Annotated in this window: 16 protein-coding genes; 8 read left to right on the forward strand and 8 right to left on the reverse strand. The window is 55.7% G+C overall.

Annotated elements, in window-relative coordinates:
* Window positions 1–3: 3 nt before the first annotated feature.
* The 7 genes from J7J49_RS13735 to J7J49_RS13765 all read right to left on the reverse strand — a co-directional run bounded on the left by J7J49_RS13735 (window position 4) and on the right by J7J49_RS13765 (window position 8,444).
* Window positions 4–459, reverse strand: a complete 456-nt coding sequence (locus tag J7J49_RS13735; RefSeq protein WP_215093357.1) for a thioesterase family protein — start codon at window positions 457–459, stop codon at window positions 4–6.
* Window positions 459–1,412, reverse strand: coding sequence for an L-carnitine dehydrogenase (locus tag J7J49_RS13740; RefSeq protein WP_215093359.1), 954 nt, complete (start codon window positions 1,410–1,412; stop codon window positions 459–461). The genes J7J49_RS13735 and J7J49_RS13740 overlap by 1 nt, the downstream gene beginning before the upstream one ends.
* Window positions 1,409–2,329: a beta-keto acid cleavage family enzyme gene (locus J7J49_RS13745; protein ID WP_215093361.1), complete on the reverse strand. Its 921-nt coding sequence runs from the start codon at window positions 2,327–2,329 to the stop codon at window positions 1,409–1,411. The genes J7J49_RS13740 and J7J49_RS13745 overlap by 4 nt, the downstream gene beginning before the upstream one ends.
* Window positions 2,330–2,444: 115 nt before the next feature.
* A complete protein-coding gene (locus J7J49_RS13750) occupies window positions 2,445–3,644 on the reverse strand; it encodes a lipocalin-like domain-containing protein (protein ID WP_215093363.1) in 1,200 nt (399 codons plus the stop codon).
* Window positions 3,641–6,142 (reverse strand): ABC transporter permease, encoded by a 2,502-nt coding sequence (locus tag J7J49_RS13755; protein WP_215093365.1) that lies wholly within the window; start codon window positions 6,140–6,142, stop codon window positions 3,641–3,643. Before J7J49_RS13755 ends, J7J49_RS13750 begins: the two co-directional genes overlap by 4 nt.
* Window positions 6,139–6,804 carry an ABC transporter ATP-binding protein gene (locus J7J49_RS13760; RefSeq protein ID WP_215093367.1) on the reverse strand — a complete coding sequence of 222 codons (666 nt, stop codon included), beginning with the start codon at window positions 6,802–6,804 and terminating at the stop codon, window positions 6,139–6,141. The genes J7J49_RS13755 and J7J49_RS13760 overlap by 4 nt, the downstream gene beginning before the upstream one ends.
* An 80-nt stretch (window positions 6,805–6,884) precedes the next feature.
* Window positions 6,885–8,444 carry a sensor domain-containing diguanylate cyclase gene (locus J7J49_RS13765; protein WP_215093369.1) on the reverse strand — a complete coding sequence of 520 codons (1,560 nt, stop codon included), beginning with the start codon at window positions 8,442–8,444 and terminating at the stop codon, window positions 6,885–6,887.
* A gap of 369 nt (window positions 8,445–8,813) precedes the next feature.
* On the opposite strand from J7J49_RS13765, the gene J7J49_RS13770 reads away from it, so the two are divergent.
* From J7J49_RS13770 to uxuA, 8 genes are all read left to right on the forward strand, one after another.
* Window positions 8,814–9,569: a GntR family transcriptional regulator gene (locus J7J49_RS13770; RefSeq protein ID WP_064236439.1), complete on the forward strand. Its 756-nt coding sequence runs from the start codon at window positions 8,814–8,816 to the stop codon at window positions 9,567–9,569.
* Window positions 9,566–10,777 carry a D-mannonate dehydratase ManD gene (gene manD, locus J7J49_RS13775; protein WP_064236440.1) on the forward strand — a complete coding sequence of 404 codons (1,212 nt, stop codon included), beginning with the start codon at window positions 9,566–9,568 and terminating at the stop codon, window positions 10,775–10,777. Before J7J49_RS13770 ends, manD begins: the two co-directional genes overlap by 4 nt.
* 64 nt (window positions 10,778–10,841) lie before the next feature.
* A complete protein-coding gene (locus tag J7J49_RS13780; RefSeq protein WP_215093371.1) occupies window positions 10,842–11,864 on the forward strand; it encodes a Zn-dependent oxidoreductase in 1,023 nt (340 codons plus the stop codon).
* A gap of 106 nt (window positions 11,865–11,970) precedes the next feature.
* The gene (locus tag J7J49_RS13785) at window positions 11,971–12,939 is read left to right on the forward strand and encodes a TRAP transporter substrate-binding protein (RefSeq protein WP_215093373.1); all 969 of its coding nucleotides are present in this window, start codon (window positions 11,971–11,973) and stop codon (window positions 12,937–12,939) included.
* 95 nt (window positions 12,940–13,034) lie between these two features.
* The gene (locus J7J49_RS13790; RefSeq protein WP_215093375.1) at window positions 13,035–13,613 is read left to right on the forward strand and encodes a TRAP transporter small permease; all 579 of its coding nucleotides are present in this window, start codon (window positions 13,035–13,037) and stop codon (window positions 13,611–13,613) included.
* 2 nt (window positions 13,614–13,615) lie between these two features.
* A complete protein-coding gene (locus tag J7J49_RS13795; protein ID WP_215093377.1) occupies window positions 13,616–14,896 on the forward strand; it encodes a TRAP transporter large permease in 1,281 nt (426 codons plus the stop codon).
* 3 nt (window positions 14,897–14,899) lie between these two features.
* Window positions 14,900–16,372 (forward strand): mannitol dehydrogenase family protein, encoded by a 1,473-nt coding sequence (locus tag J7J49_RS13800; RefSeq protein ID WP_215093379.1) that lies wholly within the window; start codon window positions 14,900–14,902, stop codon window positions 16,370–16,372.
* A gap of 31 nt (window positions 16,373–16,403) precedes the next feature.
* A complete protein-coding gene (uxuA, locus tag J7J49_RS13805; RefSeq protein ID WP_215093385.1) occupies window positions 16,404–17,582 on the forward strand; it encodes a mannonate dehydratase in 1,179 nt (392 codons plus the stop codon).
* Between the two features lie 102 nt (window positions 17,583–17,684).
* On the opposite strand, the gene J7J49_RS13810 is transcribed toward uxuA, so the two are convergent.
* Window positions 17,685–19,184: a sodium:solute symporter family protein gene (locus J7J49_RS13810; RefSeq protein ID WP_215093387.1), complete on the reverse strand. Its 1,500-nt coding sequence runs from the start codon at window positions 19,182–19,184 to the stop codon at window positions 17,685–17,687.
* Between the last annotated feature and the right edge of the window lie 128 nt (window positions 19,185–19,312).

Genomic DNA, 19,312 nt, shown 5'->3' on the forward strand with positions numbered 1-19,312 from the left:
CCCTTAGCGTCGAATGCCGATGGTGCGTCCAGCAAGTTCCGGCCAGGCATCGCTATTTGCCTGAGGTAGTGCTGCCACGCGATTCGCGACCATTTCTGGAAACGGGCTTGGTCGTCCTGACGCTTGTTTCATACCCATCAGCATCTGTTCGCTGGTGGCTAGCAGATTGCCTTCGTCATCGAACATGGCAAAAAACACGTGCAGACGTTTTGTATCGCTATCCAGCAGCGTTAGGTTCACGTTGAGCGCTTGTCCTTGGTGCGCCTCGCGGCGGTAGCAGAGGTGCGTTTCCAGGGTATAGATCGTGTAGCCGTAGTGCTCACGGCCCGCTTCATCTAAGCCTATCTGGTCAATCAGCGCTTCGCAGGCCTGGGAAAAGACGCGGGCGTACTCCGCGTCGTTCATATGCCCGTTGTAGTCGACCCACTCGGGAGCGACGTGGGCTTCATAGATGATCATTAAATACGCCCCTTTAAGCCTTCGGCTTCCGGCCAATATTTGTGCACCACCTCAAGCAGCTCGACTAAAAAGTCATCCCGGCGCCGGTCAAGCGTGGCAACTGATCGCCCCGCGGCTTGATGCTCACAGCCCTCGACGACTTTATCAATCAGTTCGTCGGTGAGTTCGGGGGCTTCCAGCTTGGTCCAGGGCAGTTTTAGCGCTGGGCCGAACTGCTCCAGCATATGGCGCATGCCTGGCTCGCCGCCCGCTAGGTGGAAGGTGAGGAAGGTGCCCATCAACGGCCAGCGGAGTCCACAGCCGTAAACCACGGCGGCATCGATCTCTTCGGTAGTCGCCACGCCATCGTTAACCAGATGCAGGGCTTCACGCCACAGCGCTTCCATTAAGCGGTCGGCGATGTGGCCCTCAATTTCACGGCGAACCACCAGTGGGCGCATGGCGAGCGCCTGATACAGCCCTTGGGCGCTGGTAATCTGCGCTGGCTGGGTGGCCTCACCGCCAACAAGCTCTACCAAGGGCAGTAAATACACCGGGTTGAAGGGATGAGCGACAATCACGCGCCCAGGCGCCTGCTGGCACTGCTGCTGCAAATCGGTGGGCTTAAAGCCGGAGGTAGACGAGCCAATGATGACGTCTGGTGCGGCCGCCGCGTCAATGGCAGCTAAGATCTCTTGCTTAAGTTCCAGGCGCTCGGGGACGTTTTCCTGAATCAGGTCAGCACCGTTCACCGCCTCTTCAATGGTAGCCGCAAACGTCAGTTGGTCTGGGCTAGCATCGGGGGCTAAGCCTAGCTGGGTTAACGAGGGCCAAGCGTTGTCGATAAACGATTGGGTGCGCGCAGGCGCGCTGGGGTCTGGGTCGAAGGCGACGACGTCCCAGCCTTGGGCGAGGGCGCGGGCAATCCAACCGTTGCCAATTACGCCGGTACCAATAACGGCTAAGCGGCTCATGCGTCACCTCCTGCTGAGTTACCCATGATACGTCCGGTCACCGGGTCGCGTAGTTTGAGATGAGCGCGGGTTTCTGCAGGCGTCATTACGCGGGCGCCGAGGTTTTCAATAATGGTTGACGCTTTTTCGACCAGTTGGCCGTTGTTAGCCAGCACGCCTTTCTCTAAAAACAGGTTATCTTCCAATCCCACCCGAGCGTGTCCACCGAGCAGCACCGCCTGAGCGACCATGGGCATTTGATGACGACCAATGCCGAAGGCGGCCCAATTAGCGTTGACAGGTAGTTTGTTGCGCATAGCTAGCATGGTTTCGGTGTCTGCTTCGGCGCCCCAAGGGATGCCCAGGCAGAGTTGATAGAGTGGGTCGCCATCGATCAAGCCCTCTTGCTGAAGCTGCCGGGCAAACCAGACGTGGCCCAAATCAAAGCACTCCAATTCCGGCTTAACGCCAGCGGCTTGTACCAAACGGGCGTGTTCACGCAGCCATTCCGCAGGGTTTACGTACACCATGTCGCCAAAATTGAGACTGCCGCAGTCCAGCGTGCACAGCTCGGGGAGTAGCTCGCCTACCGGGGCATGACGTTCGGCGGGCGTTTGAATATCGGTGCCTGGGCCGCCGCGTGTTGGGTCGGTAGCATCGGGTATCCAGTCGCCGCCGCCGCCAGCGGTGATATTCATCACGATATCCGCATCGGCCTCGCGAACGCGCTCCATCACTTCTCGGAACTGGTCGGTCGAGTGGCTGATGCCGCCGGTTTCCGGATCGCGAACGTGGATATGCGCGATGCTGGCTCCAGCACGCGCCGCTTCGATGCAGGAAGCCGCAATGGCTTTAGGCGTGACGGGAACGTTGGGGTTTTTAGCGGTGGTATCACCTGCGCCCGTAACGGCACAGGTGAGGATGACATTGCGATTCATAGCGCGCTCTCTAGTCAGCAGTTTATTCGCTTACTAGTGTGTCGCGATGGGCAGTAAAAAGTTGTCGAAAAGCGTCAGTCACTATACAAAATAAGCTGTTTTCGATGTTAGCTACTTAATACCCTGTCATTTCCAAATAGCCCTCGCCAAGCGGTTTGCTGCTGGCGCGGTCGTTGACCACCACTTCGCCCTCCCAGTAGGGCACGCTGGTGGTCATCCAGCGATTGGCGTGGGGCGCGTCAACAATGATATCGATCGCCACTGACGGTATTTCCAGCCGCCATTGGGTAGGCACATCGCGCCCTGCGACAGTCGACGTTGCCAGCGGTGTCAGTGTAATGTCATCGGTTGCTAAGGGCGTGGCGTCGCCTTGTGGAGTAATCCATGTACCGGAGCGGTAGTCTGCACTTTGTTCCTGATCTGCTTGGTTGCTATCACCATTACTACCTCCCCGCAGTTGAAACGCCATCAGCTTGTAGCCGTCATCAAGGTGAATCGAGAACCAGTCCCAGCCTGATTGGCGAGCATCAAGCAGTTGACTGCTCCATTCGCGATCCAGCCAGCCGCGCCCGCTAACGGTTTTTGTCTCGCCGTTAATGGTAACTTTGCCGCTTATTTGCCAGAAGGGCTGGCTGTAGTACATGGAGCCCTGGCCATTGGCAGCTTTCTGGCTAAAGCCCTCTTCGCCGTGCAGCACTAGAGGGCCTTCGGCAGTCAGTTCCAGCGTATAGCCAAAACGCGATTCATCTTCACCGATATAAGCGGTTAGCGTGAGATTATCAAAATCGATGCTGTTCGCTTCTTCATTCGCTTTAAGCTGCCAGTCGTCTAGCCAGGCGTGGAACGGACTGGCAATGACGCCGGCCTGGGCATCGTGGGGTTGAGAAGACACAGCCTGTGAGTGGCTGCGCCCAAAGCGTTCGGCCACTTGGTGGTGCTCACCTTGAGAGATAGCCATATGGGCCATCCACAGCTGATCAGCGGCCCAGGGCGCAGGTTCGGGGCGTTCGCTGGGCGGCATTAGGGCTTGACGAAACAGGGTCCACTGCAGGCCGAGGGGCTCGCCGGATTCATCTTCCAAGTTGGCGGTTAAATACCACCATTCGATGCGGTAATCCGGGTGCGCTGAATGATCCGTAGGGAAGGTAAGTGATGAGTTTGACTCGGCGTGTTGGAAACCCGCGGCATCCTGGCCCAATCCGGCAAAGCCTGCACTACTTCCAGGCGCGGGATCTTCTTCGCCGCAGCCTTGAAGCATCAACGCAAGGGTAGCGATCAGCAGAATAGGCAAGTTTGGCAGTCGTCGTATGCTCATTGGTTGGCCTCTTCTGCTAGTAAGGCCCGCGGTGAGGCGCGCCAGAAACGCAGCGTGGGCAGGGCCGCTGCCAGTAGTGCCACAATGACGGCGGTTGCTAGCGTAATGGCCATCTTCCAAGGAAACAGATACAGCGGTAGTCGCCAGCCGAAGGCGGCCACATTAATAATCGCCACTAAGCCCCAGGTAATCGCAATACCCAGTGGAATGGCCAGCAGGCCGGTCACTAATGCCGCACCGCCCAGTTGTGCCAGGTTCAATTGTGCCAGCTGTACTCGGGGCACGCCCAGCGCCCAGAGGGGTGATAACTGTTGGCGTCGGCTGCGCGCCTGGGCCAGCAGGCTGGCGAACAGCGCTAGTGCCGCGACCGCTAGGGTCAATACATTCAGCGCGCGAGTAATGGTAAAGGTGCGCTCGAAAATCTCGGTGGCGATACGCTTGATCTCGGCTTGATCGCTCAGAGCATCGTTGCCGAGGTTAAAGCGTTCGCGCAGGGCAGCCCGAAGGGTATCAACATCGGCGTTTTCATTCAGCACTACTCCCATGGAGCTTGGCGGCGCATTAAAACGTGCGGCAAGCTGAGGCGACGACATTAACACCTGGCCGCTAGGGTTGCCGTAGTCGGGATAAACAGCGGTGATGGTCAGCGTTTCATTGGCGCCCGGCGCGCTTAGGGTTAGGCGATCGCCGGGGGAAAGGTTCTCAGCGGTGGCGAGTTGCTCGTTAACAAAAACTGCGCCATCGTCAAAGGCTGTCCAGGCGGATGAGCGGTCTTGTTGAGTTGCCAGTAGCGGCCAGTGAGGCGTTAGGGACTCGCCTGGGGTAATGCCGTAAAGCTCGATAGGCAGGCCTATCGAGCGACTGCCTTCTGGCGTAGTGGCAGCCTGCAGGGTAGCGTTGCTACGCCGAGTAAGCAGCCGTTCGGATACCTCGGCGCGATTAGCAAGCCAGGCATCAATATCGGCGTATTGTTCGCTGGGAGCATTTAAGTAGAGTGGGGCGACCAGGCGCTGATCAAGCCAGTCTAAAAACGTGAGACGAAAGCCGCCGACCATGCTACCCACGCCAAGATTGGTTGCCAGGGCGATGAGCAAGGCCATCATGGCCAGCGAAAGCTTGGGTAGCTGAAGCTGCATATCCGCGACTGCCCAGTGGATAAGCGGCCGCCGCCGGGCAAAGTGTGCCAGCACTCTCAGTATCAACGCTAAAAAGGGCGGCAACCACAGGGCACTTGCCAGCAACAGCGCGGCAATCAGCCCAAAGCCTGCCACTAATCCATCGCCAGGGGACTGAAGGCGGAGCCAGGCATACAGTGCTAGCGCAATACTCAAAGCGAGTGCGCCGCTGATGCTCATTAGCGTTAATTGCCGACGATAACCGCCTCGCCAGGCCTGCATCTGGCCTAACTCCAGCATGTTTAAACGGGCGGCACGCCATAGCACGCCGCTGCCCGCCAGCAGCAGCCCACCAAGGCTAACCGCAAGCCCGCCGACCCAGTAATGCCAGGGCAGATTGAGCTCTTGCCCCACGCCTGCGCCATAAAGTGAGCCCAGGGTTGCCGCCACATCGGGCAGTAACACACGTGCTAGCCATACGCCGCTGGCTATTCCGGCAAGCGCTCCGATTAACCCGAGCAGGATTAACTCTAAGCTGAGCGCTAGCACTAAACGGCGCCCTGATACACCCAGCACGCGAAGGGTGCGTAGCATGCCCAGGCGCTGCTCCAACGCTAAGCCTAGCGCCGCTTGAACAATGAATAGCCCTACGACCCAGGCTAGTAGCCCCAGCGCGGTAAGGTTGAGGTGGAAGCTTTCCGTCAGTTGACCGGGCGAGGCAAGCGTTGTGGCGCGGGTGAGTGTTAATCCGGGGGGCGCTTCAGAGAGGGTGCCCGCTGCGGTCACAATACGCGTAATCTTTTCGCCGCTTTCAAGCAACTGCGCTGCCGCGGCAATATCCATGATCAGCGTGTCTGGCGGTAGCGCTGGCGACAAAACGAGCGGTGGGAGTGTCTTACCATCTGCCAAGGTCGGGGTAGCGCCCGATGCGTTTGCGCGCTCTATCCCCAGGGCTGCCAAGGCGTCAGGCGCTACCCGTGTTTGCCATGGGGGGGTTAGAAAATCGCTCAACGACGCGGAGGTGTTTGTTTGGGCTAGGGCGTTATCGCTGGATAGGGTCAGTGGGTCAATGCCGATCAGCGTTAGCCGGGTGCCATCTTGGGTAACGACGGCACCCTCTAACATGGGCGAAACGGGCAAGCCTGCTTGGCGCAGGGCGTAATACTCGGCACGCGTGAGGGGCGTGCCATCGCGCCGCTCTAGTTGATCCAGCTGGGTGTCAAACAGCGTATCGGCGCGGGCGTAGCTGTCGCGCGCGGTGGCGTTGATCGCTTGAATACCACTCCATAGGGCACTAGCCACCCATAGGCCGAGCAACAGCATGATCAACTGACCGGGGTGACGGCGATAGTGGCTAAGTAGCGTGGATAGAACCTGGGTCATGGTGCCGCGTCTAGTAGACGACCGTGGCTTAGGCGTAGGCAGCGATCAAGCGGAGCCGCTACTTGGAGGCTATGGGTGACGATTAGCAGAGCACACTGAGTTTCGCGAACCAGGCTCAATAGCAGCTCAAGTACCTCGCCTGCGGTGGTTTCATCCAAATTGCCCGTGGGCTCATCGGCAAGCAGCAGGGATGGGCGCGGTGCCAGAGCTCGGCCAATGGCTAAGCGTTGCTGCTGTCCCCCAGAGAGCTGCTCTGGGTAACGTTTTTCCATGCCCGTCAGACCTAGCCGCTCAATTAAGTAGTCTGCCCAGTCGGCATCGTCGCGTTTGGCTAAGCGCGCCTGCAGGCGCAGATTGTCGATCACCGTTAGGCTGGGGACTAAATGAAACTGCTGGAAGACTAAGCCCAGTTGCTCACGGCGCAGCTTGGCGCGGGCGGGCTCAGCTAATGACGCGACGTTCTGGTCTTTAAAGGTGATCCTGCCTTGGTCGGGAAGATCCAATCCGGCGGCAAGATGCAGTAGGGTGGATTTGCCACTCCCAGATTCCCCCATTAGCGCCAGACTTTGCCCTGCGGCTAAACGTAGGGAGACATCTTCGAGTACCCTTAGCGGGCCTTGCGGCGTCGCGTAGGTTTTATGTACCTGATGAAGTTCCAGCATAGGGAGTACTCATATATTGCTACAGATAGAGCGATAGATAGATATAGAGGGGACTCGAACCAGTCATGTCATGTAAAGGACTAGTCGTTAATAGGCGTTACCGTCGCGCCACGATCTCCGTACACTGCAATACCGCCGCGCCCGGTGTGCTTGATGAAATACATGCTCTTATCGGCGGCATCAATAAGTTCATCAGCACTGCCAAATCCGCCGTCACCTAAACAGGCAATACCGATGGATACAGAAACATGGATGGGTTCCTGGTCATCGTGAGCCATCGGCATTTTTTCTAGGCGCTGGGTAATGCGTTTGGCGAATACCTGGGCTGCCTGTGCATCTTCATCGGGTAAAACGACCAAAAACTCTTCGCCGCCCCAGCGCCCCGCAAGATCGCCGTCACGAATGAGTGACTGTAGCGTTTTACCGAATTTTTGCAGCACATTGTCACCCATTTGGTGGCCGTATTTATCGTTTAGCTTCTTAAAGTGGTCAAGGTCAATAAACACCACTGACATGATACGGGACTGTTCCTGGCACAGGACAAAGCGCTTATGCATCTGCTCTTCAAGCCAGGATCGGTTGGCAAGACCGGTGAGCATGTCTGTTCGTGAGCGCTCTTCTAATTCATCTTGGCGTAGGCGAAGAGAGGCGAGCTCCGATTGGTGCGTATCAAGACGCGCTTTGAGCTGTAGCGTTTGTTGGAATAACAGTTGTTGCGCTTCAGCCAGCAGTGATTCGTTATTTTGCAAAGGAGGAGCCGTCATTTGCAGCATATCCGCCAGTGCTGGCAACTGTTCCTGAATATTCTCGAGTAAGTGCCGTAAAGAGAGCGCGTTGGCGCCCTGATAGGTTTCAAATTCTCGCACCACGGCGACTAGTGACTGCGCTGGGTGGGACGAGAGCCAGGCATCGGCAATGGGCCCCGACAGTTGAATGCATAACCTATCGGGGGCGGTAATGTCGTATTCGCCGTGACTATCACTGATGCGCTGAGCAAGCGGTGTCGGAACCCCCCACTTAGCGGCAAGCCAAGCGCCTACTTGAGAGTGATCGCAGCCAAAAAGCTGTCGTTCAGACTCAGATAACTGCCGATGGGATAGTGCGATTTCCGTGTATAAATGATTGCTCTCTTTAGGGTATGTCGCCCGTAATGCCATGATCCCAATGTCTTGGAGCAAGGCTGCCGTAAATACAGGCCCTGCCATGTCGGGGCAGAGACGGATGGCAAGATGGCGTGCTGCTATAGAGGCAATGATTGAACGCATCCATACACGCTGGTAATGAACGTCAATTCCCCTGTTTTGAAGTAGGCTGAAGCTCATTACCGCTGCTAGCGTGGTGTCTAAACCCAGACGGGCCGTCGCGTCCTGGCACGCGTGCACCTTTGTATGGCTACGCGAGAAAAAAGCACTGTTGGCAAGGGTAATGATCCGCATGGTCAAGGCGGGATCACGCTCTATGGCATTGGCGTATTCGTTTACGGAGGGGTGCTCAGTGCGGGCTATTCTCAAAACGTTGATAGCAACGGATGGCAGCGTAGGCAGTGTCTGACAACTGAGTAGATCAGCTACCAAAAATGTAGGCAATTCAGTCGATAAGACTAGGTCTTTCGAATTATCCTTTGTCTGAATGACCCGCATCCCTCTCTCCTAACTATAATTATCTTGAAGCAGCCCTAAGCCCCAACTGTTTTATAACGCCTGCCACATTGGGCAGTGGCCTTGGTATTCATTCGTTTGTATTAAACCATCTTAGGCGAATAGCTTGCTAAATACCTACATATAAATGCCAACACGCTTAGAGATTGATAGTTAAAAAGTACGCTAAACCAGGCTGTTATGTAAGGTGTATGTTCAAATTAGGTATGAAATTGACGATTGGGAAATGCGCCATGCTGTGCGACTAAAGGGTAAAGCATTTGGCCTTTTTTTATTTTTATCTAACTACCATACTAGTCATATCAGGTCTGGCCGCTACTGCTACGAACTTCTCTATCAGGATTAGGTGCAATGCACACAACATTACAAACGCTATGGCAGGAAACCCACGATGGAGAATCGGTTCGCCAACGGCTATTTCATGTGCTGAGGCAGTCGATTATCCAGATGGTGCTGGCGCCGGGGCAGGCGCTATCGGAAAAGGAGATTGCCGACACCTTTTCGGTTAGCCGTCAGCCGGTGCGGGAGGCTTTCATAAGGCTCTCTGAGGCTGGGCTGTTAGAAGTGAAGCCTCAGCGTGGCACCTATGTGGTCAAAATATCCCAGCGGGCGGTGCTTGAGGCACGCTTTGTACGTGAAGCGGTTGAAGTAGCCGTAGTGAAGTTGGCGGCAGAGAAGGGGATTGAGCCAGCGATGCTGACGGAACTGCATGATCTGTTAGCGCGGCAGCGCCGTTGTATCGAGCCTAACGATACGGACCGGTTTTATCGTCTTGACGAAGCCTTTCACCGAACGCTTTCGCTGGGGGTGAAGCAGCATGCAGCCTGGAAGGTCATCGAAGAAGTCCGCGCTCAGCTTGATCGGGTACGTTACCTCAGTATGCCTCACAGCACCCCGCTGGAACGGCTTGTGGATCAGCATGCAAACATCGTGACTGCCATTGAGGCGCGAGACGTTCAGAAAGCTGAAGAGGCGATGATGCTGCATCTGCGTGAGATTTTGGTCTCTATGCCTGATCTAGTGCGTCGTTTCCCCGCCATGTTTGAGGGCCAAGCAGCGTTTGAAGAACAACAAACCCCAGCTTTGCAGCAGGAGACGATTCAATGAAGATAGAGCAGGCTTATACCATTGTGACCTCGCCAGGGCGCAATTTTGTGACGTTAAAGATTGTGACCGATCAGGGCGAATACGGTATTGGCGATGCCACCCTCAATGGCCGTGAAATGGCCGTTGTGGCTTATTTGGAAGAGCACGTAATCCCGACGTTAATCGGGCGCGATCCTCAGCGCATCGAAGATATCTGGCACTACCTTTACCGCGGCGCTTACTGGCGGCGCGGCCCCGTTACCATGAGTGCGATTGCCGCTGTGGATATGGCGCTTTGGGACATTAAAGCGAAACTGGCGGGCATGCCGCTTTACCAATTGTTAGGTGGTAAGAGCCGTGACCGCGTCATGGTCTATGGCCATGCAACGGGACGCGACATCGAAGCGTGCCTGGAAGAGGTCGCCCGCCATGTGGATGAAGGCTACAAAGCTGTGCGTGTTCAGGCGGGCGTGCCTGGCATTGCGAGCATCTATGGTGTTGCCAAAAAGGAGGGCGAACCTTATGAGCCTGCTGATTCTGACTTGCCCGCCGAGCATGTCTGGAGTACCAGCAAATACTTAAATCATGTGCCCAAGCTGTTTGCCGCCGTACGTGAGCGCTTTGGGGACGACCTACATGTGCTACACGATGTTCATCACCGCCTGACGCCCATTGAGGCTGCTCGCTTAGGCAAAGAAGTGGAGCCCTACCATCTGTTTTGGCTTGAAGACTGCGTACCGGCTGAAAACCAGGAGGCGTTTGGGCTGATTCGCCAGCACACCACCACACCGCTGGCGGTGGGCGAAGTCTTCAACAGCCTGTTTGACGCCAAAGCGCTAATTGAAAACCAGTGGATCGACTATATCCGCGCCACCCTTACCCACGCTGGCGGTATTACCCATGTGCGTCGCATCGCCGATTTGGCGGGTCTTTACCACGTGCGTACCGGCTTCCACGGGCCGACGGATCTTTCACCGGTGTGCCTTGGCGCGGCGATTCACTTTGACACCTGGGTGCCCAACTTCGGTATTCAGGAGTATATGCCGCATACCAGCGCCACTGACGAGGTTTTTCCCCATGATTACCGCTTTGAAGACGGGCATTTCATTGTTGGCGAAACGCCGGGGCACGGCGTTGATATCGATGAACAGCTAGCCAAGCAATATCCCTATAAGCGCGCCAGCCTCCCAGTGAATAGGTTGGAAGACGGCACCCTGTGGCACTGGTGAACTGGGGAAACTGGTGAACTGGGGACATGGGTAATTTAAAGCACGGGTAAGGAGGTTGACGTCAATGAAAGCATTTCAGGTGAAGGCGCCCCACGACTATCAGGTCGCGGAAGTTGAGCCGCCCAAGGTGGCCGCTGGTGAAGCGCTGGTGCGCGTGGCATTTGCCGGCATTTGCGGCTCGGACATGCATATTATCCATGGCGATAACGCTTTTGTGCGCTTTCCGCGCATCACCGGTCATGAGTTTGCCGGGGTAGTAGAAGCAGTGGGGGAAGGTGTGCTCGGCGTTGCCGTCGGAGATCGCGTCTGCGTTGACCCGGTCATTAGCTGTGGTGAGTGCTACCCCTGCCGTATTGGCCGTCCCAACGTGTGCAGTTCGCTTGAAGTGATCGGCGTGCATCGCGATGGCGGTTTTGAGGAGTTTGTTGCCGTCCCCGCGGCTAACGTGCACCACCTACCCGAGCATATTGGGCTAGACGCTGCTGCCTTAGTTGAGCCTTACACCATTGCTGCGAATGTGCTTGATCGTATGCAGCCGCACCCTGGTGACCGGCTGATGATTCTGGGCGCCGGCGTTATTGGTCTGACGATCCTGCAAATGGCCCTGGCTAAGGGTATCGAAGAGGTCATCGTCACTGACGTTATTCATGAGCGGTTAGCGGCGGCAAAACAGCTTGGGGCAACGCAGGTATTTAATAGCCGTGAGCAGGATGTGGAAAAAGAGGTGCTTGCCTTAACCCAAGGGGAAGGCGTGCCGCTGATTGCCGATGCAGCCTGCGTGCCAGCGCTGTTACCGCAAATGCTGCGTTTAGCATCGCCAGCGGGGCGCATTGGTCTGTTGGGCTTCAGCGTTCAGCCCAGCGAGCTTGTGCAGTTAGAGGTTATCAAGAAAGAGCTAACCCTGGTCGGCTCGCGACTTAACAACCGTAAGTTTCCGGAGGTGCTTAAGCTAATGGCAAGTGGGCAGTTGGATCCGTTGGCGTTAGTCAGCCATCGGTTGCCGCTAAGCGACATGCCCAGTGCCATCGACATGCTCGATCACCGACCAGAAGAGGCCCGCAAGGTGCTGATTCAAATCAGTGCTTAAGGGGGCTACTCCCACCCACGCCAACCCACGAGTAATTAAAAGCTGCAATTAATTACGTTCAATCAACAACCAACAATCAATAACACCCATGTGCAGGAGAAATACAATGATCAAACAACTTATTACCAGCGCTGTGCTTGGCGCCGCCATGCTAGGCAGTCACTCCTTAATGGCAGCCGACTTTACCCTGCGTTTTGGCCATTTAGCCAATGAGCAGAATATTTGGCATCAGGCCGCCGAGAAATTTAAACAGGAGGTCGAAGCAAACTCTGATGGGCAGATTGAGGTGCGTCTCTACCCCAGTGAGCAACTGGGTAACGAAATGGACGTGATCAATAGTATTCAGCTAGGCACGGCGGACATGACCATCACCGGTGAGAGCTTACAGAACTGGGCGCCCAAAGCCGCGATGATGGCGGTACCTTACGCCTTTCGCGACTCCGAACATCTCCATGCGGCGGTGAATGGTGACATTGGTGCTGAGATTGAAGCACAAATCACTGAACGCACTAACCTGGTACCCCTGGCATGGTTTGAGCGTGGCCCCCGTGAGCTGACCTCCAATCGGCCTATCCGCACGCCTGATGATCTAGATGGGCTGCGGCTACGCGTGCCGAACGTACCGCTGTTCGTTGATACCTGGCAGGCAATGGGGGCACGTCCAACCCCAATGGCATTTAGCGAAGTGTTTACCGCGCTGCAGCAAAACACCCTGGAAGGCCAGGAAAACCCGCTTAGCCTGATCGAAAGCGCCAGCTTCAATGAGGTGCAGGACTACGTCAACATGACTGGCCATGTGCGCAGCTGGATCTATGTGGTGATTGGCCGTAATCAGTTGGAAAGCATGCCTGACGAACTTCAGCAGGTGGTGCGTGATGCTGCTCAAACAATGCAAACGTATCAGGCCGAGCTTTTCGTGGATGACCAGGCACGTCTTGAACAAGCGCTACAGGAACGTGGTATGGAGTTCGTGGACGTCGATGTCGATGCATTCGCAGAGAAAGCTCGCCCCGCCGTGCTTGAGGCCTTAACCGACGAGCAGCGCGAACTCTTTGACGCTATCCAGGATTTGTAAGGTCGTATTTGCAGTGAATTGGTAATGGCGATGGGCTGGCATCTTGCTGGCCCATCTTCAAACTGCATATGCAGCTTGCCTATAAGGATACGGTGATGAACTCGGATCAAAAAGCGCTTGAACAGGAAGCGTTGGAGAGCCTGGCTTCAATGTCGGCAGTGCCTAAGCTAGAAGGCCCTATCGGGCGCGTGATTGGCTGGGTAGATACGTGCTTTCTGAGCTTGGCCGTTGTGGCACTTGTTGCGATTGCTGCCACGGTACTGCTGCAAATTTGTTCGCGGCTATTTTTGCCGTTTTCAATAGCCTGGACCGAAGAGCTCTCGCGTTATCTGTTTATCTATATGGTGGCGCTATCCGCGGGTGTGGTGCTGCGCCAGAACCGAAACATCAGCGTTGAGCTTTTTCATCACCTGCTGGGGCCGCGGATGCAGGCGGCTTTTCAAGTGTTGATCTGTGCGCTGATTGGTCTATTTGCCTTTCTGGTGCTGCCGTACGCTTGGCAGTATGCACAAAACGGCGCTTGGCAGACCTCGCCAACGCTGCGTGTTCCCATGCTGTATATCTTTTTCTCAACGGTCGTCACCTTTGCGCTACTCCTGGTTTACAGTTTGCTGGGGTGTGTTGAGGGAATTATCGCAATGTGTCGCTCCTCTGCCTCCCATCAGGAGTCGTAAGCATGGAAGTTATTATCCTGTTTAGCGTTTTTTTGGTTTTGCTCTTGGTGGGCATGCCCATCGCATTTGCGTTGGGGTTAGCCTCGCTGTCTTACCTTCTGCTTGAAGGCATTTCATTAACCATTGTGCCGCAGCGTATGTATGCGGGAATCGACACCTTTGTGCTGCTGTGTATTCCCGGCTTTGTGCTGGCTGGCAATTTAATGAATGTGGGCAATATTACCGATCATATCGTGCGTTTTTCCAACGCTTTATTAGGCCATATTCGCGGTGGGCTTGGTTTGGCCAACGTGGCGGGATCGATGATTTTTGGCGGTATCTCCGGCACAGCGGTTGCCGATTCAGCCAGCATCGGTTCGGTGATGATTCCCGGTATGGCGCGCTCGGGTTATGACAAGCCGTTTGCCGCCGCGGTCACCGCTGCCTCGTCTACCGTTGGGCCGATTATACCGCCCAGCGTGCCAATGATTATCGCCGGTTCACTTAGCGGTATTTCGGTCGGGCGAATGTTCTTGGCAGGTGCAGTGCCTGGGCTTCTGATGGGGCTCGCCATGATGGTCACTGTCTACATCTTGGCTGTTCGGCGTGGTTACCCCAAAGAGCAGCGGGTACCTTTTATGCAGTTGCTGCGCGAAGCTAAAACAGCCTTCTGGGCGCTGCTGATGACCGTGATTATTCTCTACGGCATCATTGGCGGCTTCTTTACCCCCACCGAAGCATCTATTGTGGCTTGCCTGTATGCCTTGGTCGTCGGCATGTATGTGTATAAAGGCTTGTCGTGGAAAAAGCTCCCGGCGATTTTGTCAGACACCGTATTAACCTCTTCGGCACTCTTGCTGATGGTAGGCTTGGCGAACCTGTTTGGCTGGATACTCACCAGTGAGCAGATCCCTCAGATGATTGCCGCGCTTATTCTCTCCATTAGCGATAACCCACTCATTGTTTTACTTATCCTCAACCTGATTCTGCTGTTTGTCGGCGCTTTTATGGAGACCATCGCCGCGCTGATTATTCTTTTCCCTGCCCTGGTGGGGGTAGCCACTGGCGTCGGCGTCGATCCGGTGCATTTTGCGGTGATCGCAGTGTTGAACCTGATGATCGGGCTGACAACACCGCCGGTGGGGGTGTGCCTATTCGTAGTGGCGGGGATTGGCAAACTACCTATGTTGACGGTGGCTAGAGCTATCGTGCCTTTTTTGCTGTGCAACCTGGCGGTGCTGTTGTTAGTGACTTATGTTCCTGCGATCTCTCTTTGGTTGCCTAATTTGTTGATGGGAGAGTAATTGATGATGACTCCAAAGCTTGTTGAAGCGAAGCCAAAAAGCGGAAAGATCGGGATTGTCCATCTGGGCTTAGGCGCTTTTCATCGCGCCCACCAAGCGGTCTATTTGGAGCGTTATCGCCAGCGCAGCGGCGATGCAAGTTGGGGAATATGCAGTGCTAACCTACGCTCTAGCATTGGTTTAGTCGACGGATTGAGCGCGGCTGGGCATCGTTATCATGTAGCGGAGTATGCTGATAGCGATAACATCACCCTGCGTGAAATAGGTGTAATTGAAGAGACGCTGTTCTCGGGCCGCGATGGCGCGGGCAACTGGAGTCGCGACAGGGAGGCTTTGCTGGCGCGTATGGCGTCTGCGGATACCCGCATTGTTACTTTAACGGTGACCGAGAAGGGCTACTTTTTAAACCCCGCTAGCGGTGAGTTAAGAGTCGATGACACCATGATCATCGGCGATATTGCCTCGCCCCAACAACCGCGTACTGCCCCAGGGCTATTGGTGGAAGCGTTAGCTCGGCGGCGTGAAGCAGGCATTGCCCCCTTTACCGTGCTCTCTTGCGACAATATGCCGGATAACGGTAAGCGAACACGCCAAGCAGTGGTGCAATTGGCTGAGCAGCGGGATGCTGAACTGGCCAGTTGGATTGCCAATAAGGTGGCGTTTCCCTGCAGCATGGTGGATCGCATTGTGCCCGCGATGACCGATGCCGACTTCGAGCGCTTAGCAGCGCTGGGAGTCAATGATCCTAACGCCGTTGTGTGCGAAGCCTTCGCGCAGTGGGTAGTGGAGGATCACTTCCCGTTGGGGCGCCCACACTGGGAAGCCGAGGGCGTTGAGATGGTCTCTGATGTGGCGCCGTTTGAAACCATGAAGCTACGCATGCTGAATGGCAGCCACTCTTTACTGGCTTACCTGGGTGCATTGGCAGGCATTGAAACGGTGTTTGATGGGGTCAATCACGTCGAGCTTCGGTCGCTGCTGCGCCGCTATATGCTTGAAGAAGCAGCACCTACCCTTGAGATGCCCGCAGGGATCAATTTAGAGAGCTACGCCGACTCGCTGCTGGCACGCTTTACCAATGACAGTTTGCGTCATCGCCTGCAGCAAATCGCCATGGATGGTAGCCAAAAGCTTCCGCAACGCTGGTTCTCCGGCGCGCTGAAACGTAGTGCTGATGGAGACCCATCACCCTGCGTGGCGTTGGGGATGGCTGCGTGGATTCGCTACACCGCAGGGAAGGATCTGCAGGGTAATGAGTATCCCGTCGATGACCCGTTGGCCAAGCGTTTTGCCTCGCTGCACCAAACCCATGGTGCAGATCCCCATGAGCTAGTCGCTGCATTTTTAGCCATGGATGATGTTGTGCCTGGTGCCCTGGCCTTGGATAAGCTCTTTGCTCAGGCCGTGCTGATCGCGTATCAGACGTTGAGCCAAGGTGGGCTTGCTGGAGCGCTCGCAGCGCTTGAGCGCAACTAACAAAACGCAACTAACAAAAAAGGAGATCACGATGGAGCATACTTGGCGCTGGTTTGGCCCAAATGATGCGATTCGGCTGGAAGAAATTCGCCAAACAGGCGCAACCGGCATTGTTACGGCACTGCATGCGGTGCCCAATGACCAAGTATGGCCATTAGCCGCTATTCGTGAACGTAAAGAAATGATCGAAGCCGCTGGTCTGACATGGTCGGTGGTGGAGAGCGTGCCGGTTCATGAGTCGATTAAAAAAGGCCTGCCCGAACGCGATGCACTGATCGAAACCTACTGTCAGACACTGCGCAATCTGGCGGCCTGCGGGATTGATACCATTTGCTACAACTTTATGCCGGTGCTGGACTGGACGCGTACTGATCTGAGCTACCCGTTACCTGATGGCGCCTTGGCGCTGCGCTTTGATCAAGTGGCTTTTGCAGCCTTTGATCTTTATCTTCTTCAGCGGCCAGGGGCCGATGCAGAGTACAGCGAACCAGAAAAGGTAGCTGCTCAGCACTATCTTGAAAGTCTGGATCAGCTAGGGCGTGAAAAACTTATCAATACGCTGATCGCCGGATTACCGGGTGCCGAAGAGCACTACAGCCTGGAGCAGTTTCGCGCTGTGTTGGAAGAGTACAGCGGTATTGATGCAGCTCAGTTGCGAGAAAACCTAGGTTACTTTCTGCAGGCGGTGATTCCGGTAGCGGAAGAGGTAGGTATCCGAATGGCCATCCACCCGGATGACCCGCCGCGGCCACTGCTGGGCCTGCCCCGGGTCGTGTCGACGCGGGAGGATGCTCAATGGATTATCGAACGCGTACCCAGCCCGGCCAATGGCTTGACGTTTTGCACAGGCTCTTACGGCGTTCGTGAAGATAATGATTTGGTGGCCATGTGCCGCCACTTTGCTGCGCATATCCACTTTATTCATCTACGCGCCACGCAGCGGGAAGCGGATACGCTCTCTTTCCACGAGGCGCCGCATTTGGCAGGCGATGTGGATATGGTGGGAGTGATACATGCTTTGGTGGAGGAAGAGCGGCGACGCCAACGAGAGGGCGGGGCGCGCTTACCACTGCGCCCGGATCATGGCCACCAGTTGCTTGATGATCAACGACGCAATACGGCACCTGGATACCCGCTTTACGGGCGTATGCGCGGCCTCGCCGAACTGCGCGGTGTAGAGCTGGCAGTGCGGCAGTTAACAGCTCGATAACCTAATGACCTATCAAGGCACTATCCTTCATATAGAAAGCCCCGCTGATTGATTCAATCAGCGGGGCTTTTGCGCACTAATGGCTAACGATAGCGGCTAACGTTAGCGCGAAGTAGAAGGCGCTTCGGCACCGGTCAGTGTCGGCTCAGGCACTTGCTCCATACGCTTGCGCTCTTGGTCAAGAATTGCCAGTGCCTGGGCTGAGGTAACGCGGGAAGCAGGCGTCACTAGACTAACCACCACACCTGCTACCAGCGCTACTAACACCGCAGGGATACTGGGATTACCCCAGAAGGCCGTCCAATCGCTATTGGCGATAATCGTCAAGGAAGTCGCCGACGCGCAAATAAGCGTCGCGATAGCACCTTGCCAGTTATAGCGCGGCCAGAAGCGGCCCAGCATGGCACTCACAAACAGTCCTGAAAGAATTGTCGAGATCATACGGGTGATGTAAGTGATGACATTGTCTGAGGCCAGCGCGAACAGCAGCGCCAGGCCAATGGTTGCAACGAGCGCAATACGCGAGAAGCGCACTACATTTCGCGCTGAGGGCGTGCGGCCCGTTGCCAGCACATACAGATCGCGGATAAGGGTTGAAACACCGGCAATCGCATCGGAGCTGGCGCTCGACATTGTGGCGGAGAGGCCCGCTACCAATAGCAGTAGTCCTAATCCTAAGGGCATAATTTCAGTGGCCAGGAAAGGGAAGGCGAAGTTGCTATTTTCAAGCCCAGGGTTAAGGGCGTGGGTGGCCATACCAATAATCGCCGGAATGATCGAAAAGCCCAGGTAAAGAACGCCGGTGATTAAGAACGAACGGCGTACCGACTTCACTGATTTACCTGAGTATATCCGTTGACGAAAGGAGGGCGTAGCAAGCACGCCAATGGCAATAACGGCGGCCAGTGAAAGCGCCGGTAGCGTGCCAATTTGACCAATACCTAGAAAGCTAGTAGCGCCTGCATCCATACCTGCCGTAAGGCCGGAGAAGCCACCAACCTCGACCAATGCCAGTACTGCCATCAAGATAAAGCCCGCGAACAGCACGACTGCTTGAATGGTGTCCGTCCAGATAACCGCAAAATAACCTCCCACCACGCAGTAAATGCCAAAGCCTAACGCCACCAGAATGCGCGCAGTGGTTAGATCGATACCTGCCATCCAGGATAGGTAGAGACCGCCGCCAAGAATATGTGCGCCCAGCCAGCCTATACAGGCGATATAGATAAGTAGCGCGACCACATTACGTACTAGCCGGTTGGCGCCCACGTAGTAGGCGAGTTCCTCGCTCATGGTCATAAAGCGCAGCTTACGTACGGGAGCAAAACAGACCGCGAGAAGTAAAATACCCACGGCCCCGCCAAGCCCGTATAAAGCACCTGCCCAACCGTTGGCGTAACCGAATCCAACGGCGCCCATGCTGGAGCCAGTCCCCACCATAGTCGCCACCGTAGTGCCCACGGTAAGAAAGAGCGGCACGCTTCGCCCGCCGAGTAGAAAGTCGTCGCCGCTGCCGCGTTTATGCCTTGAAACCCACCAACCAAACGCGATCATCGCGACGATGTAGAGCACAAAGGTGATAAGGAATATTTGACTGTTCATGTTAACCTCTTATCGTTGTGTATCCGGCCGTTGCCGCGGCCGAAGGTAGACAATGGAAGCGATTGCCGCGGGGCTTTTTTATCCTAATCACGCGGTAATCCGGCGCTGCGCCCTTGCCGGGGTGCGGC

Origin of the sequence: Halomonas sp. ISL-56 (assembly GCF_018612805.1) — a bacterium.
Lineage (GTDB): Bacteria > Pseudomonadota > Gammaproteobacteria > Pseudomonadales > Halomonadaceae > Vreelandella.